Origin of the sequence: Rahnella sp. RcJ3 (assembly GCF_009498575.1) — a bacterium.
Lineage (GTDB): Bacteria > Pseudomonadota > Gammaproteobacteria > Enterobacterales > Enterobacteriaceae > Rahnella > Rahnella aceris.
Window position 1 is genome coordinate 36778 of record NZ_QSNX01000007.1, and the last position, 23957, is coordinate 60734.

At 54.3% G+C, this 23957-nt stretch carries 17 protein-coding genes; 1 reads left to right on the forward strand and 16 read right to left on the reverse strand.

Annotated elements, in window-relative coordinates:
* The first annotated feature begins 113 nt into the window (after positions 1-113).
* Positions 114-2363 carry an MBL fold metallo-hydrolase gene (locus DXU84_RS10865; RefSeq protein ID WP_013575688.1) on the forward strand — a complete coding sequence of 750 codons (2250 nt, stop codon included), beginning with the start codon at positions 114-116 and terminating at the stop codon, positions 2361-2363.
* 90 nt (positions 2364-2453) lie between these two features.
* Here DXU84_RS10865 and DXU84_RS10870 read toward each other — a convergent pair whose 3' ends face one another.
* From DXU84_RS10870 to DXU84_RS10945, 16 genes are all read right to left on the reverse strand, one after another.
* Positions 2454-3140 (reverse strand): amino acid ABC transporter permease, encoded by a 687-nt coding sequence (locus DXU84_RS10870; RefSeq protein ID WP_112152405.1) that lies wholly within the window; start codon positions 3138-3140, stop codon positions 2454-2456.
* Positions 3130-3903 carry an amino acid ABC transporter permease gene (locus DXU84_RS10875; RefSeq protein WP_153375698.1) on the reverse strand — a complete coding sequence of 258 codons (774 nt, stop codon included), beginning with the start codon at positions 3901-3903 and terminating at the stop codon, positions 3130-3132. Before DXU84_RS10875 ends, DXU84_RS10870 begins: the two co-directional genes overlap by 11 nt.
* Positions 3900-4730, reverse strand: coding sequence for an amino acid ABC transporter ATP-binding protein (locus DXU84_RS10880; protein WP_013575691.1), 831 nt, complete (start codon positions 4728-4730; stop codon positions 3900-3902). The genes DXU84_RS10875 and DXU84_RS10880 overlap by 4 nt, the downstream gene beginning before the upstream one ends.
* A 24-nt stretch (positions 4731-4754) precedes the next feature.
* Positions 4755-5597, reverse strand: a complete 843-nt coding sequence (locus DXU84_RS10885) for an ABC transporter substrate-binding protein (protein WP_153375700.1) — start codon at positions 5595-5597, stop codon at positions 4755-4757.
* Positions 5598-5926: 329 nt separating this feature from the next.
* The gene (gene cobA, locus DXU84_RS10890; RefSeq protein ID WP_370461765.1) at positions 5927-6784 is read right to left on the reverse strand and encodes a uroporphyrinogen-III C-methyltransferase; all 858 of its coding nucleotides are present in this window, start codon (positions 6782-6784) and stop codon (positions 5927-5929) included.
* Between the two features lie 26 nt (positions 6785-6810).
* Complete coding sequence (locus tag DXU84_RS10895; RefSeq protein ID WP_153375702.1) at positions 6811-9483, reverse strand: nitrate reductase; 2673 nt, start codon at positions 9481-9483, stop codon at positions 6811-6813.
* Positions 9480-13655, reverse strand: coding sequence for a nitrite reductase large subunit NirB (nirB, locus tag DXU84_RS10900; protein WP_153375816.1), 4176 nt, complete (start codon positions 13653-13655; stop codon positions 9480-9482). The genes DXU84_RS10895 and nirB overlap by 4 nt, the downstream gene beginning before the upstream one ends.
* A gap of 22 nt (positions 13656-13677) precedes the next feature.
* Positions 13678-14475, reverse strand: coding sequence for an ABC transporter ATP-binding protein (locus DXU84_RS10905; protein ID WP_013575696.1), 798 nt, complete (start codon positions 14473-14475; stop codon positions 13678-13680).
* 9 nt (positions 14476-14484) lie between these two features.
* Positions 14485-15399 carry a nitrate ABC transporter permease gene (gene ntrB, locus DXU84_RS10910; RefSeq protein ID WP_112152400.1) on the reverse strand — a complete coding sequence of 305 codons (915 nt, stop codon included), beginning with the start codon at positions 15397-15399 and terminating at the stop codon, positions 14485-14487.
* A gap of 12 nt (positions 15400-15411) precedes the next feature.
* Positions 15412-16674 (reverse strand): CmpA/NrtA family ABC transporter substrate-binding protein, encoded by a 1263-nt coding sequence (locus DXU84_RS10915; protein ID WP_153375704.1) that lies wholly within the window; start codon positions 16672-16674, stop codon positions 15412-15414.
* Positions 16675-16955: 281 nt separating this feature from the next.
* Positions 16956-18173, reverse strand: coding sequence for a nitrate regulatory protein (locus DXU84_RS10920; RefSeq protein ID WP_013575699.1), 1218 nt, complete (start codon positions 18171-18173; stop codon positions 16956-16958).
* 100 nt (positions 18174-18273) lie between these two features.
* A complete protein-coding gene (locus DXU84_RS10925; protein ID WP_013575700.1) occupies positions 18274-18540 on the reverse strand; it encodes a YkgJ family cysteine cluster protein in 267 nt (88 codons plus the stop codon).
* Positions 18537-20108, reverse strand: coding sequence for a cobalamin adenosyltransferase (locus DXU84_RS10930; RefSeq protein WP_153375706.1), 1572 nt, complete (start codon positions 20106-20108; stop codon positions 18537-18539). The genes DXU84_RS10925 and DXU84_RS10930 overlap by 4 nt, the downstream gene beginning before the upstream one ends.
* Positions 20109-20175: 67 nt before the next feature.
* The gene (locus tag DXU84_RS10935) at positions 20176-21270 is read right to left on the reverse strand and encodes a hypothetical protein (protein WP_013575702.1); all 1095 of its coding nucleotides are present in this window, start codon (positions 21268-21270) and stop codon (positions 20176-20178) included.
* 24 nt (positions 21271-21294) lie between these two features.
* A complete protein-coding gene (locus DXU84_RS10940) occupies positions 21295-22209 on the reverse strand; it encodes a YafY family protein (protein ID WP_013575703.1) in 915 nt (304 codons plus the stop codon).
* Between the two features lie 296 nt (positions 22210-22505).
* Positions 22506-23594 (reverse strand): cellulase family glycosylhydrolase, encoded by a 1089-nt coding sequence (locus DXU84_RS10945; protein ID WP_153375708.1) that lies wholly within the window; start codon positions 23592-23594, stop codon positions 22506-22508.
* Positions 23595-23957: the final 363 nt, after the last annotated feature.

Sequence of the window (23957 nt, forward strand, 5' to 3'; positions counted from 1 at the left end):
TCCAGTCCGGAATGTGCGTATTATCGATTAATAATCACCACTTATGCATTTGATGTAAACAATATCTGTGATACATGAAAACAAGTAAATAATTGAAATTATAGGGAATTGTGATGAGCTCGATTATACCCACATTGCCAGCAGACAGTTTCGAGATTATAACCTTTGGGGTTGGCCATGGTGATTGTCATCTGGTAGAGCTTCACCATCATGGTAAAGTCGCCTTTCGCCTGTTATATGACGGTGGTGTCTCTTTGCCTCAAGCTTTAACCGATCACCTGAATGACCATAAAAAAGAAGACGGAAGTGAGGATCTTGATGTGGTTGTTCTAAGCCACATTGATCACGACCATCAGGGGGGATTTCACTCACTGCTAAAAAAAACAGACATTACTATCGGCGAACTCTGGCTGCCCTGTTTACCGGCTTTTGAAAGGCTTAGCTGGTTATTTGCACCAAGAGTGCAAGACGCTGTTTCCAAAGCAAAAGGCCTTGAGAATGAAGCTAATACAAGAAAGATCCCTGTTATCTATCCTCTTGAAGGCTATAAACATCGTTTTCAAACCAATGGCAATGTGACGGTTTCCGTTATTTCACCTGCACGGAAAATGATAAAACGTCTTTATAGCGCCCCCTATTCAGAACTTGAAACATTACTGGCTCATGAATCACTGCCCCATGAATGGCTTATACGGGGTGAATCATGGCAAGAGGAGGAGCAATTTTCCGAGGCGGCAAATGTATTCGACACCATGAATGCGCTCTCACGAGATAATTTTTCTCCGGTGAGTAATCAGGATAACAATCTGCGTAATCAAAACAACATAGGTCAAAGAATAAAGAAATATCGTGATAATACTTCTGAACCTAATTTTTTTGGTAATTCCGTTTTAAACGATACCTCGCTGGTTATTGTTATTGATGCATTACTGGACGGTAGTCAACGCAGACGCATCGTTTTAACCGGGGATCAGGAAAACTGGTCCTGGATTTGCTCAGAATATCCTGCTGGTCTTGGAGTTGATGTGCTTAAAGCACCGCACCACGGAGGAAGAGTTTATCTTTCGGATAATAAACCTAAAGACAGGGATGATTTAGATCAGTTTTATATCTGGATGCGTCCAAGAATTGCCGTAGTAAGTGCAAAAGGCACGCATAATTTACCGCGTCAAGACTTTCGTGAAGCATTAAGAGCAGTGGGAACAACACTGGCTTGTCCTAATACAAGAACCAAAGAGTTTATTTTCAATGATATAAGCAATCCGCTAAAAAAATCATGCTTTGAACATTTTGCGTGTAACAGTCAAGATCAAACAAAGGCGCTGCGTGTGCGCATGACAGCATTGCAGGAAGATGTTAATACCGCGGCCTGCTTACAAGGAAACTGCCATAGAGGAGCCGCACCGATCGTTGTATTGCAGCAAAAGATCATTGAACCAGATGAATCTTTTGTTCGCTGGACTCAAACTGAAGTGCGAAAAAATGCGGAATGGTTAGAAAAACTCTTAATGAATGACCGCAAAAATCATCTCAAAGATTGGCCGGAAAGCGAACGACTGGACCACGATGTTGAAGCCGTAAAGTGGTCAGCAATACACAATCAGGCCGAAGCAGAACAACGTACAGCGTTTGCATTCGACCCTTCATACGTACTGAAGTATGCTGCTGTGCACGGTATAATATGGGGCTCCGAAGATTTGAAATATGGAAGCACCTGTGATTTAGTTGCAGCAATATCTGATACAGAATATAAAAACTTGCTCAATAAGGTTAAAGAATATTCTGGTTTTTTATTAAAAATTTCAATGCCAGATTCACGCAGCCTGCATGTCATAGACAATATTGAAATTCTGGAAAGTGCAGAATTTTCTGTTTTAATGGAATTCTGGTCAGCGTGGGCCTACATTCCCTATGAAATATTCATCCGGCATGTCAAACCCAGGTTATTACGTGATATTGCAAAGCATTATTCAGCCAGTATCGTGAACAACATGGATCCCCATTTTCCGATCTCAACTAACGCTAAAAATTCTTATGCCACGTTATATCTTTACAATAATAAAGCAGTTAGCCCTGACTTCTATGAAAAAAATAGCTGGTACAGATTAGATGAAAAACTTACGGGCTATATAAGCGCTCATGCATTTATGGCGCAAATGGAACAAAGCAAAGGAAGTGTGCTTCCAATACTAAACTACTCACATAGAGGTTACACACCAGATTTAAGCTCATTAGAACGATTTGTTAAAAATTTCCGCGACTTATTTGCAGACGAGGAGGAAGAAAAAAGTAATTACCCCAAAGACTTTGAAACTGCGCCTTGGTTGAAGTTATGGGGTAAGGATATAAAAAAACAGAGCTGATTTTTATTGTACTCATTTTGGATAACCGGAGGTTATTTACGGCTCCCGGTTATCCATATCCTTATCCTTCACTTACAACTGTTTAATCGTTCACGCTGTTTTGTTTTTTCTTACTACCCTCCCCGCCAGATACGCCAGCGTCACACACAGCAGGTAATACATCAGCCCGACCAGCAGGAAGATTTCTGCCGGGTAAATTTGCACCCGGTTGTTCACCTGTCCGGCCACCGTGGTGAGTTCCGGCACGTTGACGATAAACGCCAGCGACGTATCTTTCACCAGTGAGATCAGCAGTCCGAGATAGGACGGCAGCAGATTCGGCCACGCCTGCGGTAACAGCACGAACAACAGCACTTTGCCGTAGCTCATGCCTGACGCGATCCCCGCTTCGGTTTGCCCGCGCGGCAAGGCTTCCAGACCCGCCAGCGTCGAATGCATCACCGCCGCCGAGGTAAACCAGGCCAGTGCCAGAATCACCGTCAGCGGACCGGGGATCGATCCGCCAAACACCACCGGCAGCAGGAAATACAGCCAGAAAATCACGAAAATCAGCGGAATGCCGCGGATAAACGACGCCCAGATAAACAGAATTTTTCGCGTCCAGCCGCCGAAACGCCACGCCAGTGCCGCCATCAGAACCCCGGCCAGTAACGCCAGAACGCCCGCCGATGCCGCCATGATTAATGTGAGCAACACCCCGCCCGGCTCACCGTCAGCCAGTCTTCCCCACAGCAGATAAGTGAAATTATCCTGCAAAACAGACCCGTCAAATTCCATCGCGGGTTTCCTCCGTCATTGCCGCATGCGGCCTGCGCTGCGGACGTTTCGGACCAAACGCCGTCATCAGCCCGCCGAGGATCAGCCCGAGCGCCAGATACAGCAATGTCCCGACCGCAAACCCTTCGAAGGCGTGTGCGTTATAGCTTTCAATCTGACTGACCTGATACGTCAGTTCCGAAAAACCGATGCCGGTCGCCAGCGAGGAAAGCTTCATCAGATTCAGATACTGGCCGGTGACTGGCTGCCACGCATTGGTCAGCGCCTGCGGCAAAAGAATGGAAAGCAGCAATGTCTTGCGGCTAAACCCCTGCGAAATCGCCGCTTCAGTCTGGCCTTTGGGCACGGAATTCAGACCCGCCTGCACTTCTTCCACCAGAAACGCCGCCGTGAACAGCGCCAGCCCCCAGGCCGCACACAAAAATTCCGGCGTCAGCCAGGCAATGTTGCCCGGAAACGTTGCCCACGGATGATTGTCGCCAATGTAAAAACGCCAGCTTTGCGGCAGCGCGCCATACGCCGCGAAATACCAGAACAGCAGTTGCACCAGCAGCGGCGTGTTACGGAAAACAGAGACGAACGCCGCCACCGCGCCGCGTGCAATACGCGAGGTACTCAGGCGCAGCGCAATCAGCAGCACAGTCAGTAACGTAGCGATCAGACTGCCCGCCAGGCTGACATACAGCGTGGTGAGAAAGCCGGAGATAATCCATTGCAAAGGCTGGCCGCTCAGCACGCCCGCCCAGTCAGGATGCCAGATCATCGCTCTGCTCCTGCCTGCGGATGCAGCGGAAACAATACTTTCTGCAAAAACCGCTGCGCGCGCGGATGTTGCGGACGCAGGAAGAAATCTTCCGGCTGCGCCTGTTCGAGAATTTCGCCGCCATCCATGAAAATCACCCGGTCGGCGATTTCACGGGCAAAACTCATTTCGTGCGTCACCACAATCATGGTGATGCCACTTTTCGCCAGCTCCTGCATCACCAGCAGCACTTCGCCGATCATTTCCGGATCGAGCGCTGAAGTCGGTTCATCAAATAAAATAATGTTCGGATCGGTGACCAGCGCCCGGGCAATTGCCACGCGCTGTTGCTGACCACCGGATAGCTGCTCGGGATAATGCCGCGCTTTATCCCCCAGCCCGACACGCGTCAGCAGCGCCCGCGCCTTTTCCCGCGCTTCACTTTTCTTCCAGCCATGCACTTTGATCAGCGCCAGACTGACGTTGTCTTCGGCGGTGAGATGGGCATACAGATTGAACTGCTGAAACACGAAACCGATATGCGTGCGCAACTGGCGTAATGCCGCACCTTTGAGGTTTCGCGTCGGCAGATTGTCGATCAGGATCTCGCCGCCTGAGGCGGATTCAAGCTGATTAATCAGGCGGATCAGGGTGGATTTTCCGGAGCCGGAAGGCCCGCAAACGGCCACCACTTCACCGCTGTCCACACGCAAATCAACGTTGCGGATCACTTCATGCGGACCAAAAGATTTACTGACCTGACGAAATTCGACGGCAGCGGTTTTACCGGCGGATGAATGTGAAAAAACCGCAGACGTTGCTGCGGTTGAGTAAGTGTCTTGCGGCATGTGCCTTACCTTGCATAAAACAGATTATTTGGCTTCGATTTTGAACAGACGCGGCTGAGGAGATTTGGTCTGCGGGCCGAACCAGACGTTATAAATGCTGACCGCCTGGCCGTTTTTCTCCAGATTCAGCAGCTCGTCGTTGACCACTTTCAGCAGGCTGGTTTCGCCTTTTTTCACGCCAACGCCAATCTCTTCCTTGCTCAGCAATTCAGGCAACACTTTGTATTTCGCCTTGTCCGGCGCGCCATCCAGCAGACCGGCCAGAATGGTGCTGTCCTGGGTAATCGCCTGCACGTTGCCGTTACGTAAAGCGGAAAGCGCCAGCGGAATATCGTCATAAGACAGCACGCGCGATTGCGGGAAGCGATTATGCAACTCCTGCTCACCGGTGGTGCCTTTCACCGCGCCAATGCGCGCCGTGGCATACGCATCGAGCTTATCCGGCGATCCGGCGGGCACCAGGAACTGCTGGCCGGTGACGAAATAAGGCACGGAGAAGTCGATCACTTTCGCGCGTTCCGGCGTGATGGTGATATCAGCCACAATCAGATCCGCCTTGCCGGACTGCAACAACGGAATACGGTTGGCCGGATTGGTCGGCACCAGTTGCAATTTCACACCCAGGGTTTTCGCCAGCGCTTTGGCGAAATCGACGTCATAGCCGACAATATCGTGCGTTTTCGCATCCACAGACCCAAACGGCGGATTGGAATCGAAAGTCGCAACTTTCACAACACCGGCTTTTTTGATATCCGCCAGTTGGTCCGCATGGGCGGTAAAGGTGGAAAGCGTGCTGATTGCCAGAACCAGCCCGGCAGCAATTTTGCTTGTTGTCATTTGACGTTGATTAAACTGAATAGCGGCCATCGTTTTTCCTTATGAATAGTCTACAGAGGGCTTGCGCCCCAAATTTACAAAGCAGGAGATTTAATTTTTTTTCTTTTGTGAGTCAGAGAATTGCATAAGAAATGAGGTCGATGCCACTAACAAAAAAGGATATAGATGGATCAATTAAGCATAAGCTTTTCCGATGATCGTGCGGGGGAGTTGTGCGTGCTGCCGATTCAGAAATCTTGCTGAACGGAGCGGCCTGGAGACCCAAGGCTCCAGGACCGGGAGAAGGCACCGCGCAGCGGCAAGATTTCCAGCCTGTCACTGCGGTAACTGAAGCATAGCCAGCCAGCGTTAGCGCGCAGTTAAAAAAACGCAGGATTGCAAAGAGGTTCGGTTAAAACCCTTTGGGCCGGTGTGAGTGGCAACCCACGGTCTTGACGTTGTCCCTCTCCCCGGTACATCCCCACCACCTCACCGACAATCAGCAGCGCAGGCGTTTGCACCTGTCCGGTAAGGATCATGTCTGCCAGTGTCTCCAGCCTGCCGGTCAGCACCCGCTGTTCCGGCCGGGTGCCGCGCTCAATGACTGCCACCGGGGTCGTCCCCGGTAAGCCATGCGCCATCAGCTGGTGGCTGATGGTTTCGCTGTTGGCAATGCCCATATAAAACACCAGCGTCTGACGCGCTTCGGCCAGCGCCCGCCAGTCAACATCCGGCTCCCCCTGTGCCCCGTGACCTGTCACAAACCGCACTGACTGCGCCAGACTGCGGTGGGTCAGCGGAATACCCGTGGATGCCGCACACCCCATCGCCGCTGTGATGCCGGGCACGATGTGGCACATTACGCCGTGCTGCTGGCAATGTGCCATCTCCTCGCCGCCGCGACCGAACACAAACGGATCCCCCCCTTTGAGGCGCACCACGCGATGCCCGGCCAGCGCCAGACTGACCAGCAACTGATTAATTTCTTCCTGTCCCAGCGTGTGATTGCGCGTCGATTTACCGGCATCAATGCGCAGCGCCTCGTCCGGGATCAGCGCCATCACCGGCTCAGACACCAGCCGGTCAAACACCACCACATCCGCCTGCTGGATCACGCGCAGCGCTTTCAGGGTCAGCAGCTCGACATCCCCCGGCCCCGCGCCGACCAGCCAGACTTCACCGCGACACACCGGATTACGCCGGTTGGCACCCGCCAGAATTTGCGCGATCTGCTGCATCTGTAATGTTCTTTCGGGAATGTTGTTCATTGGCTGTCTCCCGCCGTCAGCGTGGCGAGCTGACCGGCAATGATTTTTTTGAGTTCAGGAATGCATGAGCCGCAATTTGTGCCGCATTTTAGTTTTTCGCCAAGCTGTTGCACGCTGTGACATCCCTGGTGGACGGCTTCAGTGATCGGGATTTCCCCCACGGAATAACAGCTACAAATGATGGCACCGGCGGGCGCTTTATCACGGCCTGCACGGCCTGCCAGCAACGCCAGACGCTGTTGCGCCGTGTGCGGCGGTGTGGTGAATGCCGCCAGCACCGCCTGCCGGTCGGGTGACGGCGGCCTGCGGCGGGCATAGAACGCCAGTTGTAACGCGCCGTCAGACCAGGCCAGCAGGCTGAAACCGTCATCGCCCAGTTGCGCGGTCTGGCAGAGCAGGTTGTCCGTGGCGTAAGACTCCTTCAGCCACGCCATCCAGTCTGCCGGTAGCGAAGAGTCGGCAAGCGTAAAGTGGGTCACCCCCGGCTGGGTGATCAGGCTCCAGTAAGTGGTCACCGGTGGTGTAATATTTTCACCACGCACAAACAGTTCGGCCTGCCACGCGGCAGACCAGCGGCTCAGGCTGACCGGCATATGTTTGCTTTCCGGCTGTCCCGACAGCGGATCAACATGCGCTTCAATCAGTGCATCGACCCGCGCCTGCTGGCTGAACTGGCTGTTCCAGTGCATCGGCACAAACACGCTGCCGCGCGGTTGCAGATTGTCGGGTTGGGCGCGCAGCAACAACCAGCCGTGCGAGGATGCAACGCGTACCAGATCACCGGGCTGGATATGCGGCGCGTCATCAGGATGAAACTGACAAAACGGCTCGCTGATGTGCTGCATCAGACGCGCTGACTTACCGGTGCGCGTCATCGTGTGCCACTGGTCGCGTACCCTGCCGGTATTCATGATCAGCGGATACGCCGCATTCGGCGAATTTACCGGCAGCCTTGGCGTGATGGCGATCAGTTTCGCTTTGCCGTCAGGGTGAAAGAACCGGTTATCCGTAAACAGCCGCGCCGTGCCCTGCGGATTGGCGGCATTCACCGGCCACTGCACAGGCTGCAGGGTGTCCCACTCCTCATCCGAAAGCTGCGCCAGCCCGCTGATATCAAACGCCCGCGAACCGTGATTTTCAAAACCGGAAAGCGCAGCATGTTCGCGGAAAATTTCTGCCGGATGCTGATACGAAAATGCCTCTGCAAACCCTAAACGCTGCGCGACCTGACTGAGGATCCACCAGTCCGGTTTCGCCTCACCCGGTGCAGGCAGAAACGCCCGCTGGCGTGAAATACAACGTTCAGAATTGGTCACGGTACCGTTTTTCTCGCCCCAGCCCAGCGCGGGCAGGCAGATATGCGCGGCACGGGTGGTATCGGTGTCGCGCATAATGTCGGAGACGATCACCAGCGGGCAGCGCGCCAGTCCGGCCCGTACCCGGTCGGCATCCGGCAGCGACACCAGCGGATTGGTGCCCATGATCCACACCGCTTTTATCCGGCCTTCTTCCACCGCGCGGAACAACTCCACGGCGTTCAGCCCGGCTGATTGTGTGACGTTGTCACTCTGCCAGAACCGCCCCACGCGGCTGATATCTTCCGGCGTAAAGCCCATGTGCGACGCCAGCTGATTCGCCAGTCCGCCGACTTCCCGTCCGCCCATCGCGTTCGGCTGGCCGGTGATTGAAAACGGTCCGCACCCCTCGCGCCCGATATGGCCGGTCGCCAGATGCAGGTTAATAATGGCGTTGCATTTATCCACGCCGGAAGCGGACTGATTGATCCCCATCGAATACAGCGTCACCAGCCGCTGGCTGTCGCCCAACATCTGATAAAACGCCAGCAACTGATCCACAGGCAATCCGCAATACGCGGCGGTACGCGCCACTGTCCAGTCCCGTGCCGCCCGCAATGCGTCTTCAGCACCCTGTGTATGGCGTTGCAGGAAAGCGGTGTCGAGTTTTCCGCTCTCCGCCATCGCGTTCAGCGCACCACAGAACAGCGCCGCATCACTGCCGGGGCGTAACGCCAGGTGCAAATCGGCGATATCACAGGTGGCGGTCTGGCGCGGATCGATAACAATAATGCGCATCTCCGGCCGGTCCTTTTTGGCCTGCGCCAGCCGCTGATACACCACCGGATGTGCCCATGCCGTATTCGAACCGGTCAGCAAGACGCAGTCGGCCCGTTCCAGATCCTGATAACTGCACGGCACCGCGTCGGCCCCGAACGAGCGTTTGTAACCCACCACGGCAGAGGCCATGCACAGCCGCGAATTGGTATCCATATTTCCCGCGCCGATAAAGCCTTTCATCAGTTTATTGGCGACATAATAATCCTCAGTCAGCAACTGGCCGGAACCGTAAAACGCCACAGCCTGCGGACCCTGTTCGTCGATCACCGCCTGTAACCGCTGCGCGACCGTATCAAGCGCCAGCGTCCAGCTTACCGGCTGGCGGTCGATTTCCGGCTGTAACAACCGCCCCTGCAACCCCAGCGTTTCTCCCAGCGCGCTGCCTTTTACGCACAGTCGTCCGTGATTAGCCGGATGCGTTTTATCACCACGGGCGCTGAAACCCCCGGTCTGCGGTTCCATGCTGACGCCACATCCCACGCCGCAGTAAGCACAAGTGGTCAGCGCCGGTGCTGTTGCCGGAGGTCTTTTCATACGCTGACCGTCGCAATGGTTTCAGCGGTTTTCACCCCCGGCTGTTCCTGCACCCAGACACGGCCATTTTCGACTTTCACCGGCCAGACACTCAGCGCCAGTTGCGCGTCGTCCAGGCTGCGCCCGTCGTGTAAACGGAAACGTTGTTTGTACAGCGGCGAAATCACCACCGGCTCGCCTTTCACATCGCCCACCAGCCCGCGTGCCAGCACATTGGCATCGCTGTCCGGCTCATGGTTACTCAGCGCGAAAACCTGCTGCGGATGCTCCGGCAAATGGAACAGCGCAATCTGCCGGTTAGCCAGCCGCGCCGCCATACCGGCATTGGCCGGAATGGCGCTGAGATCGCACAGCTCCACCCAGCCCTGCACCGCCATCACCGGCTGAGAAACGGCGCTGACGGAAATACCGGCGCGTTCCTGCGACGTCGCGGGGCGAACCTGCTGTCGCTCCGTCACCATCACCACCGCTTCATCCGGCTCGCTGCTGTTGACGAACGGACGGAACAGCGCCAGCCGGTCCGGATCTGCCAGCGTGGTTTGCCATTCGCACTGGTACGTGCCGACCACCGCGTTCATCTCACTTTCCAGTTCTGCGCCGATGTGCAGACTGTCTTCCAGCACCACCTGACGCAGGTAATCCATGCCGCCCTCGAGATTATCCATCCAGGTGCTGGTACGTTGCAGGCGGTCAGCGGTACGGATGTAAAACATCAGAAAGCGGTCTACGGTGCGGATCAGATCTTCCGTGCTCATGTCCTGCGCCAGTAAATCAGCGTGGCGCGGTTTCATGCCGCCGTTGCCGCACACGTACAGGTTCCAGCCCTTTTCGGTGGCAATCACGCCCACGTCTTTGCTTTGTGCTTCGGCGCATTCACGGGTACAACCCGAGACCGCCATTTTGATTTTGTGCGGGGAGCGCAGCCCCTTGTAGCGGGTCTCCAGTTGCAGCGCCAGGCCGGTGGAATCCTGTACACCGTAGCGGCACCAGCTTGAGCCGACACAGGATTTCACCGTGCGCAGCGATTTGCCGTAGGCGTGACCGGTTTCAAAACCGGCGTCCACCAGTTGCTGCCAGATTTCCGGCAGTTGTTCGAGGCGGGCGCCGAATAAATCCACCCGTTGCCCGCCGGTAATTTTGGTGTAGAGGTTGTAGCGTTTGGCGACCAGACCGATGGCGATCAGCCCGTCAGGCGTGATTTCACCAGCCGGAATGCGCGGCACCACGGAATAGGTACCGTCTTTTTGAATATTGGCGAAATAACGATCGTTGGTGTCCTGCAACGGCAAATGCTGCGGTTTGAGCAGGTAATCGTTCCAGCAGGACGCCAGAATGGATCCCGCCAGCGGCTTGCAGATTTCACAGCCGCTGCCGTGACCGTGTTTCTGAATCAGTTCGGCAAAGCTGCGGATATTGCCCATGCGCACCAGGTGATAAATTTCCTGACGGGAATAAGCAAAGTGCTCGCAGACGTCTTTTTTCACTTCAACGCCCATTTCGGTGAGTGCGAATTCCATCACCTGTTTGGTCAGCGCTGCACAGCCGCCGCAACCTGTCGCCGCCTTAGTGCAGGCTTTGACCGCCGCCATATCGCCGCAACCGCCCTTCACCGCGTCACAGATATCTGATTTGCTGACGTTATGGCAGGAACAGATTTGCGCACCGTCCGGCAATGCCGCGACGCCCAGCGTTTGTGGCGCTGCACCGGCGCTGGCGGGCAGGATCAGGTTTTCCGGACTGGCGGGCAGCGGCATATCGTTAAGCATCATCTGCAAAAGCGTGCTGTATTCGTTGCTGTCGCCGACCAGCACCGCGCCGAGCAGGCGTTTGCCGTCCTGCGAGACCACGATTTTTTTGTACACTTCCGCCGGACCGTCGACCCAGCTATAACTCTGACTGCCCGGCGTGCGGCCATGCGCATCGCCGACTGAGGCCACTTCTACACCCAGCAGTTTCAGTTTGGTGCTCATGTCCGCGCCTTTAAACGCCACCTCGCTGCCGGAAAGCGTATCGGCCAGCGTGCGCGCCATCTGATAGCCGGGGGCGACCAGACCGAAAATCTGCCCGTTCCACAAGGCACATTCACCGATAGCAAAAATGGCCGGATCAGAGGTACGACACTGATCGTTAATCACGATACCGCCACGCGGCCCGACCTCCAGCCCGCACTCTTTTGCCAGCTGATCCCGCGGACGGATACCGGCGGAGAACAGCACCAGATCGGTCTCGAGATGACCGCCGTCGGCAAACTCCATGCGATAACGACTGGCTTCTCCGGCCACGATAGCGCGGGTTTCTTTGCCGGTATGGACCTGCACATCCAGCGCTTCAATTTTACGGCGCAGCATCGCCGCACCGCCTTCATCAAGCTGAACGCCCATCAGACGTGGCGCGAATTCCACCACATGCGTTTGCAGCCCGAGATGTTTCAGCGCGTTTGCGGCTTCCAGCCCCAGCAAACCGCCCCCCACCACCACACCGGTTTTGCCGGTGGCAGCGCAGGCCTGAATCGCCGCCAGATCGTCCAGCGTGCGGTAAACCAGGCAGCCCGGCGCATCGTTGCCCGGAATTGGCGGGACAAACGGATAAGAACCGGTCGCCAGCACCAGCAAATCGTAAGCCGTCTGCCGCCCCTGATGATCGACCACAAAACGGTGACGGGTATCGATATGACCGATGCTGTGCCCGAGGCGCAGTTCAATGCCGGTCGACGCAAAGAAACCCTCTTCTACGACCGACAGCGACTCCGCGCTGCGACCGGAGAAAAACTCGGACAAATGCACCCGGTCGTAGGCCGGTGATTTTTCTTCCGCAAACACAATTACCTGATATTGCAGATGCAGTTCACGCTCGACCAGTTGTTGCAGAAAATGGTGGCCAACCATGCCGTGTCCGGCCATGACTAATACGGGTTTCGACATTGCAGTGCTCCTCGTTACCTCGGCGGGTAACTGTTCTGATTTAATAGCCGGTTCATCGCCGGGGCTGAATATGCTCAATGGCGTCTGGCAGTTGGCGGGATGGCTGATGCGGGCGAAATATTCCGGTCCGTCGCTGATATCACCCCACAGCAACACGCCGGTGAGCCGGTTATCACGCAGCAACAGGCGGCGGTAATGACCGTCAACCGGGTCAGATACCGTGTGAATTTGTGCGCGGTCGCCGCCGTGCAGTTCACCGGCACAGAACACGTCAATGCCGGTCACTTTCAGGCGCAGCGGCACCCTGTGCATCACCGGAGAAACCACCGGTGCACCGGCCAGACGGGCCGCCAGCGCCTCAGCCTGTTGCCAGCACGGCGCGACCAGACCGGCGGTCAGTTCCCCCTGCTGACAACATTCGCCGATGGCCGAAATAGCCGGGTCGGAGGTTTGCAGCATGTCGCTGACCAGAATGCCGCGATCACAGTCCAGTCCGGCGGCCTGCGCCAGGGCAATATCGGGCCGGACACCGGCAGCTACCACCACGCGTTGCGCGGGAATTTCACGCCCGTCGCTGAGCCTCACCGCCCGTACATTCCCGGCAGGGTCACCGGCATAGGCCACGGTCTGCGCCTGTAAAAGGGTCGTAATGCCGCGCGTGGCGAGGCTGGCGCGAAGCAGCTCTGCACTATGTTCATCGAGCTGGCTGTCCATCAGATGGTTGCCGCGATGCAACAGGCTGACCTGCATGCCCCGCAGCGCCAATGCGGCAGCGGCTTCCACGCCTAATACGCCGCCGCCCACCACCACGGCCGGTTGTCCGGCGTAATCTCCGCTGAGGATGTTTTCCACATCCTGCTGCTGACGGAAACCGTGAATACCGCGCAGTTGTGCGCCCGGCACCGGCAGCATAAAAGGCCGCGAACCGGTGGCGAGCACCAGATGGTGATAGTCAAACATCTGCCCGCCAGCCCGCACCTTGCGGGCAGTGCGGTCAATTTCTGTCGCCGCCGCACCGGCGATAAACGTGACGTTGTGACGTTTGTACCACTGCGCATCATGGGTCACGATGTCATCAAACTGTTTTTCACCGGCGAGCACCGGCGTGAGCAGAATGCGGTTATACGCAGGCTGTTTTTCTTCGCCGATGATCACAATGCGGTAACGCTCCGGCGCACGCTCGCACAGCCGTTCCACCAGCCGCACGCCCGCCATTCCGTTGCCAATCACTATCAGGGTGGGTTTATCCATTGCGCTTATCCCGCCTGCTGAATCAGGCAACTGACCGGTGTTTTTCATACAGGAACTGCAGCACCTGCTGACGGTACTGGTGGAACAGGTGATCGTTCGCCAGCGCCAGCCGTGAGCGCGGGCGCGCCAGTTCTACCTGCAACACGTCGCCGACTTTCGCTGCCGGGCCGTTGGTCATCATCATTACGCGATCTGAAAGCAGTACCGCTTCGTCCACGTCGTGTGTGATCAGCAAAATCGTGGTTTTCAGGCGCGACTGAATCTCCATCACCGCATCCTGCAAATGTGCACGGGTTAACGCATCGAGCGCGCCGAAAGGTTCATCCATCAGCAACACTTTCGGTTTCATCGCCAGCGCACGGGCGATGCCCACCCGCTGTTTCATTCCGCCGGAAATCTCACCCGGACGTTTGTCAGCCGCATGCCCCATGTGCACCAGGTCGAGGTTGTGCGAAATCCAGTCACGCATTTCACTTTTACTCATCACCCCTTTAAATACCTGATTCACCGCCAGCGCCACGTTCTCAAAAGTGGTCAGCCACGGCAGCAGTGAATGGTTCTGAAACACCACGCCGCGTTCCGGGCCGGGGCCGGTGATTTCCTGGTTATCACACAGCAACACGCCTTCCGTCGGGCGACTCAGCCCGGCAATCAGATTCAGTAAGGTGGATTTTCCGCAACCTGAATGACCAATCAGGCTGACCGTTTCGCCCTGCGCAATATCAAAGCTGACGTTGTCGAGCGCCAGAAACTGCCCTTTCGCGGTCGGGAAACTCTGGCTGACGTTCTGCACGCGGATAATGGCTTTGTCGTTTTTCATCTCAGGCTCCTAACGGTTGTCGTAACTGAATCGGCGGGCAATGGCCATCAGCCCCTGCTCCAGCACCATGCCCACCACACCAATCAGCAGGATGGCGATAATGATGTTTTCCACGTTGAGGTTGTTCCATTCGTTCCAGATCCAGAAACCAATCCCGACACCGCCGGTGAGCATTTCGGCGGCAACAATTACCAGCCAGGCGATACCAATCGACAGACGCACACCGGTGAGGATGTAAGGCAGTACCGCCGGAAACAGGATCTTACGCATTACAGTGAATTCGCTGAGTTTCAGCACCCGCGCGACGTTGAGATAGTCCTGCGGAATACGCATTACGCCCTCAGCCGTATTGAGGATCATCGGCCAGATCGAGCAGATAAAAATGGTCCACGCCGAGGCGGGTTCCGCGCGCTGGAACAGCAGTAAACCGATGGGTAACCACGCCAGCGGACTGACCGGCCGCAGCAATGAAATGATCGGATTGAGCATGCTGGCGATAAAACTGAAACGCCCGATCAGGAATCCGGCAGGAATGCCGATCAGTGCCGCCAGCCCGAAGCCCATCGCCACACGTTTGAGCGATGCCAGTACGTTCCAGCCAATGCCCATGTCGTTCGGTCCGGCGATGTAAAACGGATCGGCGAAAATCACTTTGGCCGCTTCCCAGGTTTTCAGCGGCGTCGGAAACCCTTTACTGCTGAGCGCGGCAATCTGCCACAGTGCGATCACGACGATGGCGCCCAGCAATGCCGGAATAGCTTTTTGCAACACGCGGTGCATCACCACGCGCAACCGGGCGAGATAAGCCGTTTTGGCGGCGCGGACCGGCAGCGCGGCGTTCTGCGTTACCGGGGCGATCGGTACAATTTCTGCACTCACCGGTTCGGTCAGCGCGATAACATTAGGTTTTGAATTCATGGACATCGGCGACCTCACTTAGCGTTTCATGGCAAAACTGTTGGCGTATTCAGCAGGGTTACTGCCGTCCCAGACTTTCCCGTCCATCAGCGTGCTGCTGCGCATATCCTCGGACGGCAGGTTGATGCCGCCGACCGCCGTCGCCGCCTGTTTGTAGACGTCAATGCGATTGATTTTTTTGGCCACCGCCAGATAGTCCGGATCTTTGTCCAGCAATCCCCAGCGTTTGTGCTGGGTCAGGAACCACATGCCGTCGGAGAGATACGGGTAGTTGACTGCGCCGTCGTTGAAGAAGCGCATGCTGTGGGTGTCTTTCCACTTTTTGCCCAGTCCGTTTTCGTAATCACCGAGCATCCGCCCCTGAATCGTTGCCACCGGCGTATTGATGTAGGCGCGTGCGGCGACGACCTGCGCGGTTTCGGTACGGTTGGCATCGGAGGTGTCAATCCAGCGTGAGGCATCAAGCACGGCGGCGGTCAGCGCACGGGCGGCATTCGGATTGGCCGCGACCCAGGCTGACGTCGTTCCGAGAATTTTTTCCGGATGATCCGGCCAGATCTCCTGTGACGTGGCGGCGGTGAAACCGATATCGTCCTGTATGGCGCGCTGGTTCCAGGGTTCACCGACGCAGTAACCGCTCATGTTGCCGATCTTCATGTTCACCACCATTTGCGGCGGCGGTACGACCACGTTGCGCACATCGTTAAACGGGTGAATACCGGCGTTCGCCAGCCAGTAATACAGCCACATGGCATGCGTGCCGGTGGGGAATGTCTGCGCAAAGGTGTAGGTGCCTTTGGCGCTGGCATCGACCATTTTTTTCAGCGAAGCCGCATCGGTGACACCGGCCTGTTTCAGCTGATTTGAAAGCGTGATCGCCTGCCCGTTATTGTTGAGCGACATCAACATCGCCATGTCATGCTGCGGGCCGGACACACCCAGTTGCAGGCCATACACCAGCCCGTAAAGCACATGCGCGGCATCGAGTTCACCGGACACCAGTTTGTCGCGTACCGACGCCCAGCTTGATTCCTTGCTGGGGATAATTTTGATGCCGTACTTCTCATCAAACTTTTTCACTGCCGCCATCACCACGGACGAACAATCGGTCAGCGGAATAAACCCGACGCGGATTTCTTTTTTCTCGGGCGCATCTGAACCGGCCGCCCAGACGCTGTTCATAAAGCCCGGCATCATCATGCTGCCGCCCAGCACCGCACTGCCGGCAATAAAGCGGCGGCGGGAGAATTGCCCCGGAGTTTTTTTATCGTCTTGCGTCATTGCGGCTTCCTGTAATGTTGAAAAATGAGCAAAAAAAAAGCGTCCTGTCAGCGCTCAGTTTCCTGAACGCTGACGGACGCCTTTATCCGTAATCCTGACTAAACCGCCATTGGTTTAGTCCTTATGTTGTAAAACAATGCAGCTTGTATGCCAACTTCGCGCATCGCAATAAAATCAGCCGGTTAGCGCATTTCCCGCACTCGCCTGACCGCCTGGTGCACCGCCACAGCACGCAGTGCACATCACAATGGCACACGGACAGTGCAGATACTCCTTAGGGATTAGTCGCCTTTCTTCCCTAATACAGCCGATACCGCAAGCATCGCTTCGGCAATCTCCGACAGCTTCTTGTTCTGGTTCATCGCCATATCACGCAGAGTTTTATGCGCCTGCGGTTCGGTCAGGCCGTGGTGTTGCATGAGCAACCCTTTGGCGCGTTCCACCAGTTTTCGCTCAGCCAGCGTGGCGCGAAGCCCGGCCAGTTCGGCATCGAGCGCCTGTAACTGACGGGATTGCTGCTCGACCAGCTCCAGTACGCAACGGCTGAGCTGCGGCGGCATCAGCGCCGAATAATGCGACTCCTGCTGCGGCATTTCTCCGATATCTTGCTGCTGAAGGGCAAGCGACGCCTGCGCTTCGCGGATCCGCTCACGGCAGCACTCCATCAGAATGTCTTCCAGTAAATCTTCCACCACTTTCATGCCGTCAATACGCACGGTGGTCACCTCAAACCAGCGCAGCGCAGCATCCGGGCCGTCATCTGCCGGGGTGGTTCGGGTGCAGGCAATCCGGCGCAGGCGCTCGAACTCGCTGCTGTCGGCGCTCAGTTGTTGTTGCCACAGCGCCAGACAGCGGACATCGGCAAATTCCCTGAAGGTTTGAAAACACCGCTCCTGACCTTCGATCAGATCTAAAAGCAACTGATGCGTCACGTCATCGAAGTGCCGCGCGGCAAATCCTGCAGCGCCTGATGCACGCTCCTGTCCGGCCAGTTCCTTACCCTGCATAAAGCTAAACATCGCCAGTAACGCCCGTGAAATGGACGGGTCACCCGAAATATCGGCAGCTTCAAACACCAGCGCCAGATGCGTGCGGATAACCTCGCTGTACTGACGCATGGCTTCCGGCTGGCTGATATCCAGCGCCCGCACCTGACGGCGCAGCACCGGCAATGTGCTGAGGCTGTGTAAGACGGCAGCGATACGGCTGAACAGACGCGGCGCATTGCCCATGCTCTGTCCGTTAAGATCCCGCGCAAGCAACTGCTGGTCCACCGCCTGTTCCGCCATCTGGACCTGTAACGCCCGCTCACTCAGTTGTTCCGCCCACAGTTCGCCGTGCGAACATAAATAGATGTTCGCCGTGCCCCGCTCACGTTGCAGCACATGGATCAGCTGGCTGACCGCGCCGACCAGCTTGCCCATCTCCAGCAGTTGTTGCAGGCAGATGATTTCACTTTTTTTCGATGCCAGTACGAAACTAAGGGCAGAAAGGGACATAGAGGAACCTGATATCAGACAGAGGTTGATCAGGTTAAGCAAGAAGTGTGCCGGAGATGAAATACCGGTGCAGGTAGCCTGTCCCCGCGCGTATTGATGATTACAACGTCTCAAGTACGCGGCAGGCTATCTGGTTGAGTTCGATAAATTCAGGCCAGCTATATTGCTGCTGATAATTCAGTAAAAACTGTTTTTCGACCTGACATATCAGCGGGCGCTGGTCATAAACCTTACATTGGCGGCGGGTATCATCGTAGTGACGGCAGGCACCGTCACCGCGATCGAGATAGCGCGTTTCCTCTGCCCGATGAACATGGCGGCAACAGGCACCGCACTGATTACAGGGAAAAGATGGCGTCAGACTCATAAAGAACTCAGCCAGCTTCGGGTGGATTGTGCATTTCCGGCCTCAAAAGGCAGGCTGATATTGCGTTTCTCCGCCTCTGCTTTCAGCAGCAATCCGCGGCAAATTTCATCATTGATCAACCCTAAATGTCCGGTAAATGCGGCAAGTTCATCCGCATCCATAGCAAACTCAATCCGGGTTAATTCCAGAATATAACGATCAAGCTCCGCATTCACATTCTGGAAATAGTCTACCGCTTTCTGATACTTATCCTTGAATCTGTCGAGGAATGCCCATAGTTTTTGCATCAGAGCACTGCTTTCCAGAAAATAATTCATGGTCAGCGTGAGGATCCCCGTCGCCAGTGCGCTGCAAAATGCAGCAAGTTCAGGGCCGAACGGGAACAGAAATACGCTCGCCAGATATTCATTAATCAGCACACCCGTTACGACGGCAATTCCCGCGGCTATCACGCGACTCGCTGCTTTGGCCTGCTGGCCTGGCGGCAGATTATCCGGATTGAACACCATGATTTTGAATGCCTGAACCAGATTATTCCACATCTCGCGGATCAATCTGACCAGCATCTTTTTCGTAGTGAAAACAATGTTAAACAACGCCGTGGTGATAGCCGACAGCACGCCACCCAATACGCCGTCTTTAAAGGCCGTGAGAAAATCACGAAATTTTGCTTTTACCCGTTCCCATGCGGCGACCAATGTTTCACCGATATCACCCAGGAATTCTCTGGCATCAAAGCGTTTACGCTGGCGGGCATAGAGGGAAGGGATGCGTTCGTGAACTTCAAACCAGACCTCTGCGAGGATAAGCCCCAGCATCTGACGGCTTCCCATCCGCAATCCGGTTGATAACGACGCACTGGCGACATTCAGGGCAAATTTGCTGCTGGTGTAATAGCTGAGGTTGACTTCTGATTCATAACGCCCCCGTGCTTTTTCATCTGCTTTCTGCATCCGTTCAAAATCTGCTTTAGACTTGTTTTCCAGACTTTGCAGGCGCTTCTGCTGTTTCTCCGTCAGCACCGGCTGACTTTTTAAGGTCGCGATTTCCTGCTGATTAACCTGATATTCCTTTTGCAATTTTTTCACGAAATCCGACATCGGCTGTGCTTTTTTAGAGGTGTTTAGCGTTGCTCCGGTCGGCGTCAGATTGCTGTCATCATTGGCCAGATCGGCTCCGTTCAGTTCTGACAAGATCCGACCCGCATCATGATGAATTTCGTTGGCGGCAATAATATGGTCAAGATGCACCTTGTCATTGGGCTTTAGCGTTTCGCCCGTGTAGCTGTCCGTTAATGTCCCGGCTTTGCGCTGCGCACTGACGCTGGCGTTGTTTTTTTTATAGTTTGCATGTTGATGGTAGACATCAGGATCATAGGCTGCACGGTTTTCATACCGCGTGCGTTCTTCTTCAGTAGCGTAAATCCCCTTTCGGACATTTTGAATCGTATTAACATCACCGCCGTCCTGATCTTTAAGCAGCAGAAAATCAAGGCCAAATGATGTTGCGAGACTTTTCACCACAGTCTCATGTAATTCCTTTCCCCAATCTATTTCCTGCGTCGCCATAGGATAATGCCACCTGTTGTATAAATAGCCACTCTGAAAAATACCGGGCACGCAGGCCCGGTCAGTTTTAAGCTTTTAAGGTATATTTCGCGCTATCCACTTCGGATTTAGCCAACGCCTTATCCAGTGCGTGTTTATTCAGCACGTTGATCCCATCCGTATCGGTCTGCAATTGCACGACACCGTTCTCAATAACAGCTTCATTTTTTTCATTGGTCACTGGTTTAAATAACGGCGTGGTAATGACATCGGTCATAATAGCCGCCAGCATGTAACCATTCTCAATCATACGCAGACATTCTTCAGAGTCTTCAATAGCATCCTGAATATTGTTATTACGACGCTCGAGAATTTTCTGATGCATTTCTTTCAGCGGGGTGAAATAGGTCGCAAAAAGGGTGTGAAGCTGAGACAAGGAAGTATAAATAGAATCAACATATTTATTCACCACTTTAAGATGCGACTCGGCCAGATTCATTTTATCTACGGCAGATCTCACCTGACGGGCGACATCCTGTGCATTTTCCAGTGCTTTCTCCGCATGTGCCGCATAAGCCCAGCCGGCGATCATCAGGATGGGTGCAACCACCGCGCCGCCCAATACCATCGCCCCACCGGCCATACCCCAACCGCCTGCCGCCAGCGAGCCTCCGCCAATGGCAGCCATCGTGGCATTATAGGCTGCTGCACCTGAGAGTGCTGCGATAGGTGTGCCGGTGGAGGCCGCCGCAAACGCCACGACACCACTGTAAACAGCGAATCCGGCCGCTGCACCTGATGTTCCGGCCCCCACAACAGTTCCGAGATATTCGGTCGCCGAAATAGCCAGCTTCTCAATCTTGTTTAAACGATGCTGTGGTATTTCCAGACGCAACTGGGTATGGCCGTCTTGCTCCATTTTTGCCAAAAGTTCTTTAGCTATGGTGTCAAACTCGCGGAATTCCTCGCCAATTCTTAATTCTTTTTTACCCAGGCGTTCAAGTTTGCGGGAAGCGTCATCATTGACGATATCGAAGGCTTTCTTGCGACTGTCATAGCGATTTTTAGCCCCCTCAAGGATCTCATTGGCTTCAGATTTGTCCTGATAGCCTTTGTACGCTTTTTTACCGCCGACGGCAGTTGCAATTGCTGCGGCACCTAAAATGATTAGAGGAATTGCCATAATACATCTCCATTGTTATTTAAATTATTTTGCCTCTGCGGGCAGTAAGGATTTTTCAGCTGAGGACAGGTAGCCTTTTAATAAACGGAAAAGCGCATCCCTGAGCCAGAAAGGTTCAAGAATTTCTATCTCAGGCAACCAGAAAAGTATCAGCGGTAATATTTGATTTTCATGCGCAGCCCGGCAACTCACGACAACACCATTTCCGTCATCCTGAAGCATTTTCTGTTCAGGCAGTAAGTCACGTCTTTTGAAATAATGAGCATGGCGTCCTTTCACATGAAGTTTCACGTCAAAGCCTTCCCGGCTAATCCAGGGATCCTGACTGCTTTCCAGTAAAGCCATTACCGTAATATCGGGAATAAAGGTTTCTTTTTTAATATCCAGCCACTCGATCTGACTCAGTGAAAAAGATTTCAGCTTCCCTTTATCTGTCGCCTGTAAATACCAGATATTGTGCTGATTGATAAGCCGGTACGGGTGGAGTTCCCGGTCTTTACCTTTATAGGTCAGTTTACAGAGATTCCGCTGTCTGATGGCTTTCTCGATGGCCGGGAAATGACGACGAAGATCGGCCTTTAACGTATGTTCAGGGCTGGCATTCTGAATGCTGATATGTTTTTCGTTCAATCGGGCATCGAGATACTGCCAAAAATCACTTCCACGTTCGGGGAAGTAACTGTCAGCCTGCAAAAATTTTGCCAGCGAATGATGCAAATTTTCCGTTTGTGTCGATTGCAGGGCGGATGAAAGCCGGTATTCACCTTCGCCACAGTGCTCAATGACCGTCGACAGTGCATTCAAATCACGATAGACCGTCCGTTCAGTGATTGAGAATTTCTCCATCAGCGAATTGCGTTTAACAACGCCATTCAGGTGTAGCTCCGTTAATATATCAACCAGCCGCTCCGCCGAGCGGCATTTTACGCGACGCGCCATCGTTTAATCCTAAAGCTACAGTGAGGTGATGTGGTGATTATCCATAACTCACTGACAGGGTTTGTCAGTCACCCATTCGGTACTTCTCTTTTATCGCCCGTTTTTGACAAAACTTAAATTTTTAGGGGAATTCATCACGAAAAAATATGAACAACTTAATGAAGTAAAAAAAAGTCCGTCAGCACGCAGTTTCCCGGATGCCAACGGACGCCTTTTCTTTCAAATTTCGGCCTGTAACATGGAAACATAATGCTGTTTCAGCAGCATAATAATTCAGCATGTCAAAACCTGAATAATCAACCTGTACTCTTAATGCGCGTTAAACGGCGGACCAGCTCCATTTCGGCGCGACGGAACGGAATGCCGTATTCGTCGAGCACATCGTGAAACCATAAATGGGCATAATCGTGATTGCCCTTGCGCACCGAGGGCCACGGCAGCGTGGTCTGGGTTTTACCGCGCACTAATCCCCACTGATAACAGCCCGCATTGAACGCGCTGAACAGCGGCAGTTGCTCCTCAAACACGCTGCCGACATGGCGCGCCAGCCATTCGGTACATAACATCGGGCGGTTGAATTTCTGCCAGAAACGCAGTGTCTGTAAAAGTTTCGGCGTGGCGACATACGCGTGAAAACTGATGACGTCAGAAAGTTCAGCCGCCGCCACATCAATGGGATGGGTGAAAAACTCGCTTTCCGGCTGGTCCGGATCCTGTGAACAATGCCAGGCACCGACGGTCAGCGGCTGGACGGGATCTTCCCCGCGCGCCCAGACAAATGCCTTACGCATCAGTTCCAGCGCAAACCCTTCCAGTTTTTCGTCATACATCGTTTCTTCCAGTCCGGTGGCGAACGTGCCACGGTTACCCGGTTCGTTGTATAAATCCCAGATGGCAATACGGTCGTCGGTGCGGAAATGACGGATGATGTCGCGCACATAACGCTCCACCTCCGGCCACATATCGCGGTTGCAGATCACATCCCGCCCCGGACTGGCAGCCGCCTGACTGTTATGTTTGCCCGGTTCCGGTGCTTTTTGCGGCCCGAGGAACGGCTCATCGCCGGAGAATCCGCAATCGTCCATCAGCGTGAGCATGACCCTGATGTCATGACGACGGGCAATACTGAGAAACTGATCGATGCGCGCCAGCAAACCGTCGCGATCGGCCTGCCAGACGATAAACGGCAGATTGATGCGCAACTGGTTGTAACCCGCTTCCTGTGCCCAGCCGAGTTCCTGATCAATCACCGGCGCATCAAAAGTTTCACGCTGCCACAGTTCGGTCCAGTTAACCGCCGTGCGCGGCAGATAATTAAATCCGCAAATCCAGCCCTGTTGCTCACTCCACGCAGCCGCCTGTTCCCTGCTCCATTGCTTTTTCATTCATCACTCCTGATGTTAAAATGCATTAACTCATATTATTCGCTGCTTTTTATTACCTGCGAACAATAGCTGCAATTTGCATGCTCAGGTTCTGCAATTAAGATCACACTCTTTTTGCCTAATTTGCTGAGCCAACAGGCAAATTTCCCCGCGTGACAGAGGGTGAAATTAAAATAGAATTAATGGAGAAGGAGAAAAGAATAGCAGAGTGGATGCAATGGGATAATTATATTGCATGTTTGTTACAGGAAATAATAACGTTAAAACTATAATAAATAATGACGAAAATAACTTCAGTAAATGAAATGATTAATTAATACCTTCCGGTAACGGGGAATACCCGGTCTGCGGATATTCCCCGTT

Coding starts and splice junctions, on each gene's coding strand:
- DXU84_RS10865 (WP_013575688.1), top strand. CDS start 114: ATGAGCTCGATTATACCCACATTGCCAGCAGACAGTTTCGAGATTATA.
- DXU84_RS10870 (WP_112152405.1), bottom strand. CDS start 3,140: ATGGAATTTGACGGGTCTGTTTTGCAGGATAATTTCACTTATCTGCTG.
- DXU84_RS10875 (WP_153375698.1), bottom strand. CDS start 3,903: ATGATCTGGCATCCTGACTGGGCGGGCGTGCTGAGCGGCCAGCCTTTG.
- DXU84_RS10880 (WP_013575691.1), bottom strand. CDS start 4,730: ATGCCGCAAGACACTTACTCAACCGCAGCAACGTCTGCGGTTTTTTCA.
- DXU84_RS10885 (WP_153375700.1), bottom strand. CDS start 5,597: ATGGCCGCTATTCAGTTTAATCAACGTCAAATGACAACAAGCAAAATT.
- cobA (WP_370461765.1), bottom strand. CDS start 6,784: ATGCAGCAGATCGCGCAAATTCTGGCGGGTGCCAACCGGCGTAATCCG.
- DXU84_RS10895 (WP_153375702.1), bottom strand. CDS start 9,483: ATGAAAAGACCTCCGGCAACAGCACCGGCGCTGACCACTTGTGCTTAC.
- nirB (WP_153375816.1), bottom strand. CDS start 13,655: ATGGATAAACCCACCCTGATAGTGATTGGCAACGGAATGGCGGGCGTG.
- DXU84_RS10905 (WP_013575696.1), bottom strand. CDS start 14,475: ATGAAAAACGACAAAGCCATTATCCGCGTGCAGAACGTCAGCCAGAGT.
- ntrB (WP_112152400.1), bottom strand. CDS start 15,399: ATGTCCATGAATTCAAAACCTAATGTTATCGCGCTGACCGAACCGGTG.
- DXU84_RS10915 (WP_153375704.1), bottom strand. CDS start 16,674: ATGACGCAAGACGATAAAAAAACTCCGGGGCAATTCTCCCGCCGCCGC.
- DXU84_RS10920 (WP_013575699.1), bottom strand. CDS start 18,173: ATGTCCCTTTCTGCCCTTAGTTTCGTACTGGCATCGAAAAAAAGTGAA.
- DXU84_RS10925 (WP_013575700.1), bottom strand. CDS start 18,540: ATGAGTCTGACGCCATCTTTTCCCTGTAATCAGTGCGGTGCCTGTTGC.
- DXU84_RS10930 (WP_153375706.1), bottom strand. CDS start 20,108: ATGGCGACGCAGGAAATAGATTGGGGAAAGGAATTACATGAGACTGTG.
- DXU84_RS10935 (WP_013575702.1), bottom strand. CDS start 21,270: ATGGCAATTCCTCTAATCATTTTAGGTGCCGCAGCAATTGCAACTGCC.
- DXU84_RS10940 (WP_013575703.1), bottom strand. CDS start 22,209: ATGGCGCGTCGCGTAAAATGCCGCTCGGCGGAGCGGCTGGTTGATATA.
- DXU84_RS10945 (WP_153375708.1), bottom strand. CDS start 23,594: ATGAAAAAGCAATGGAGCAGGGAACAGGCGGCTGCGTGGAGTGAGCAA.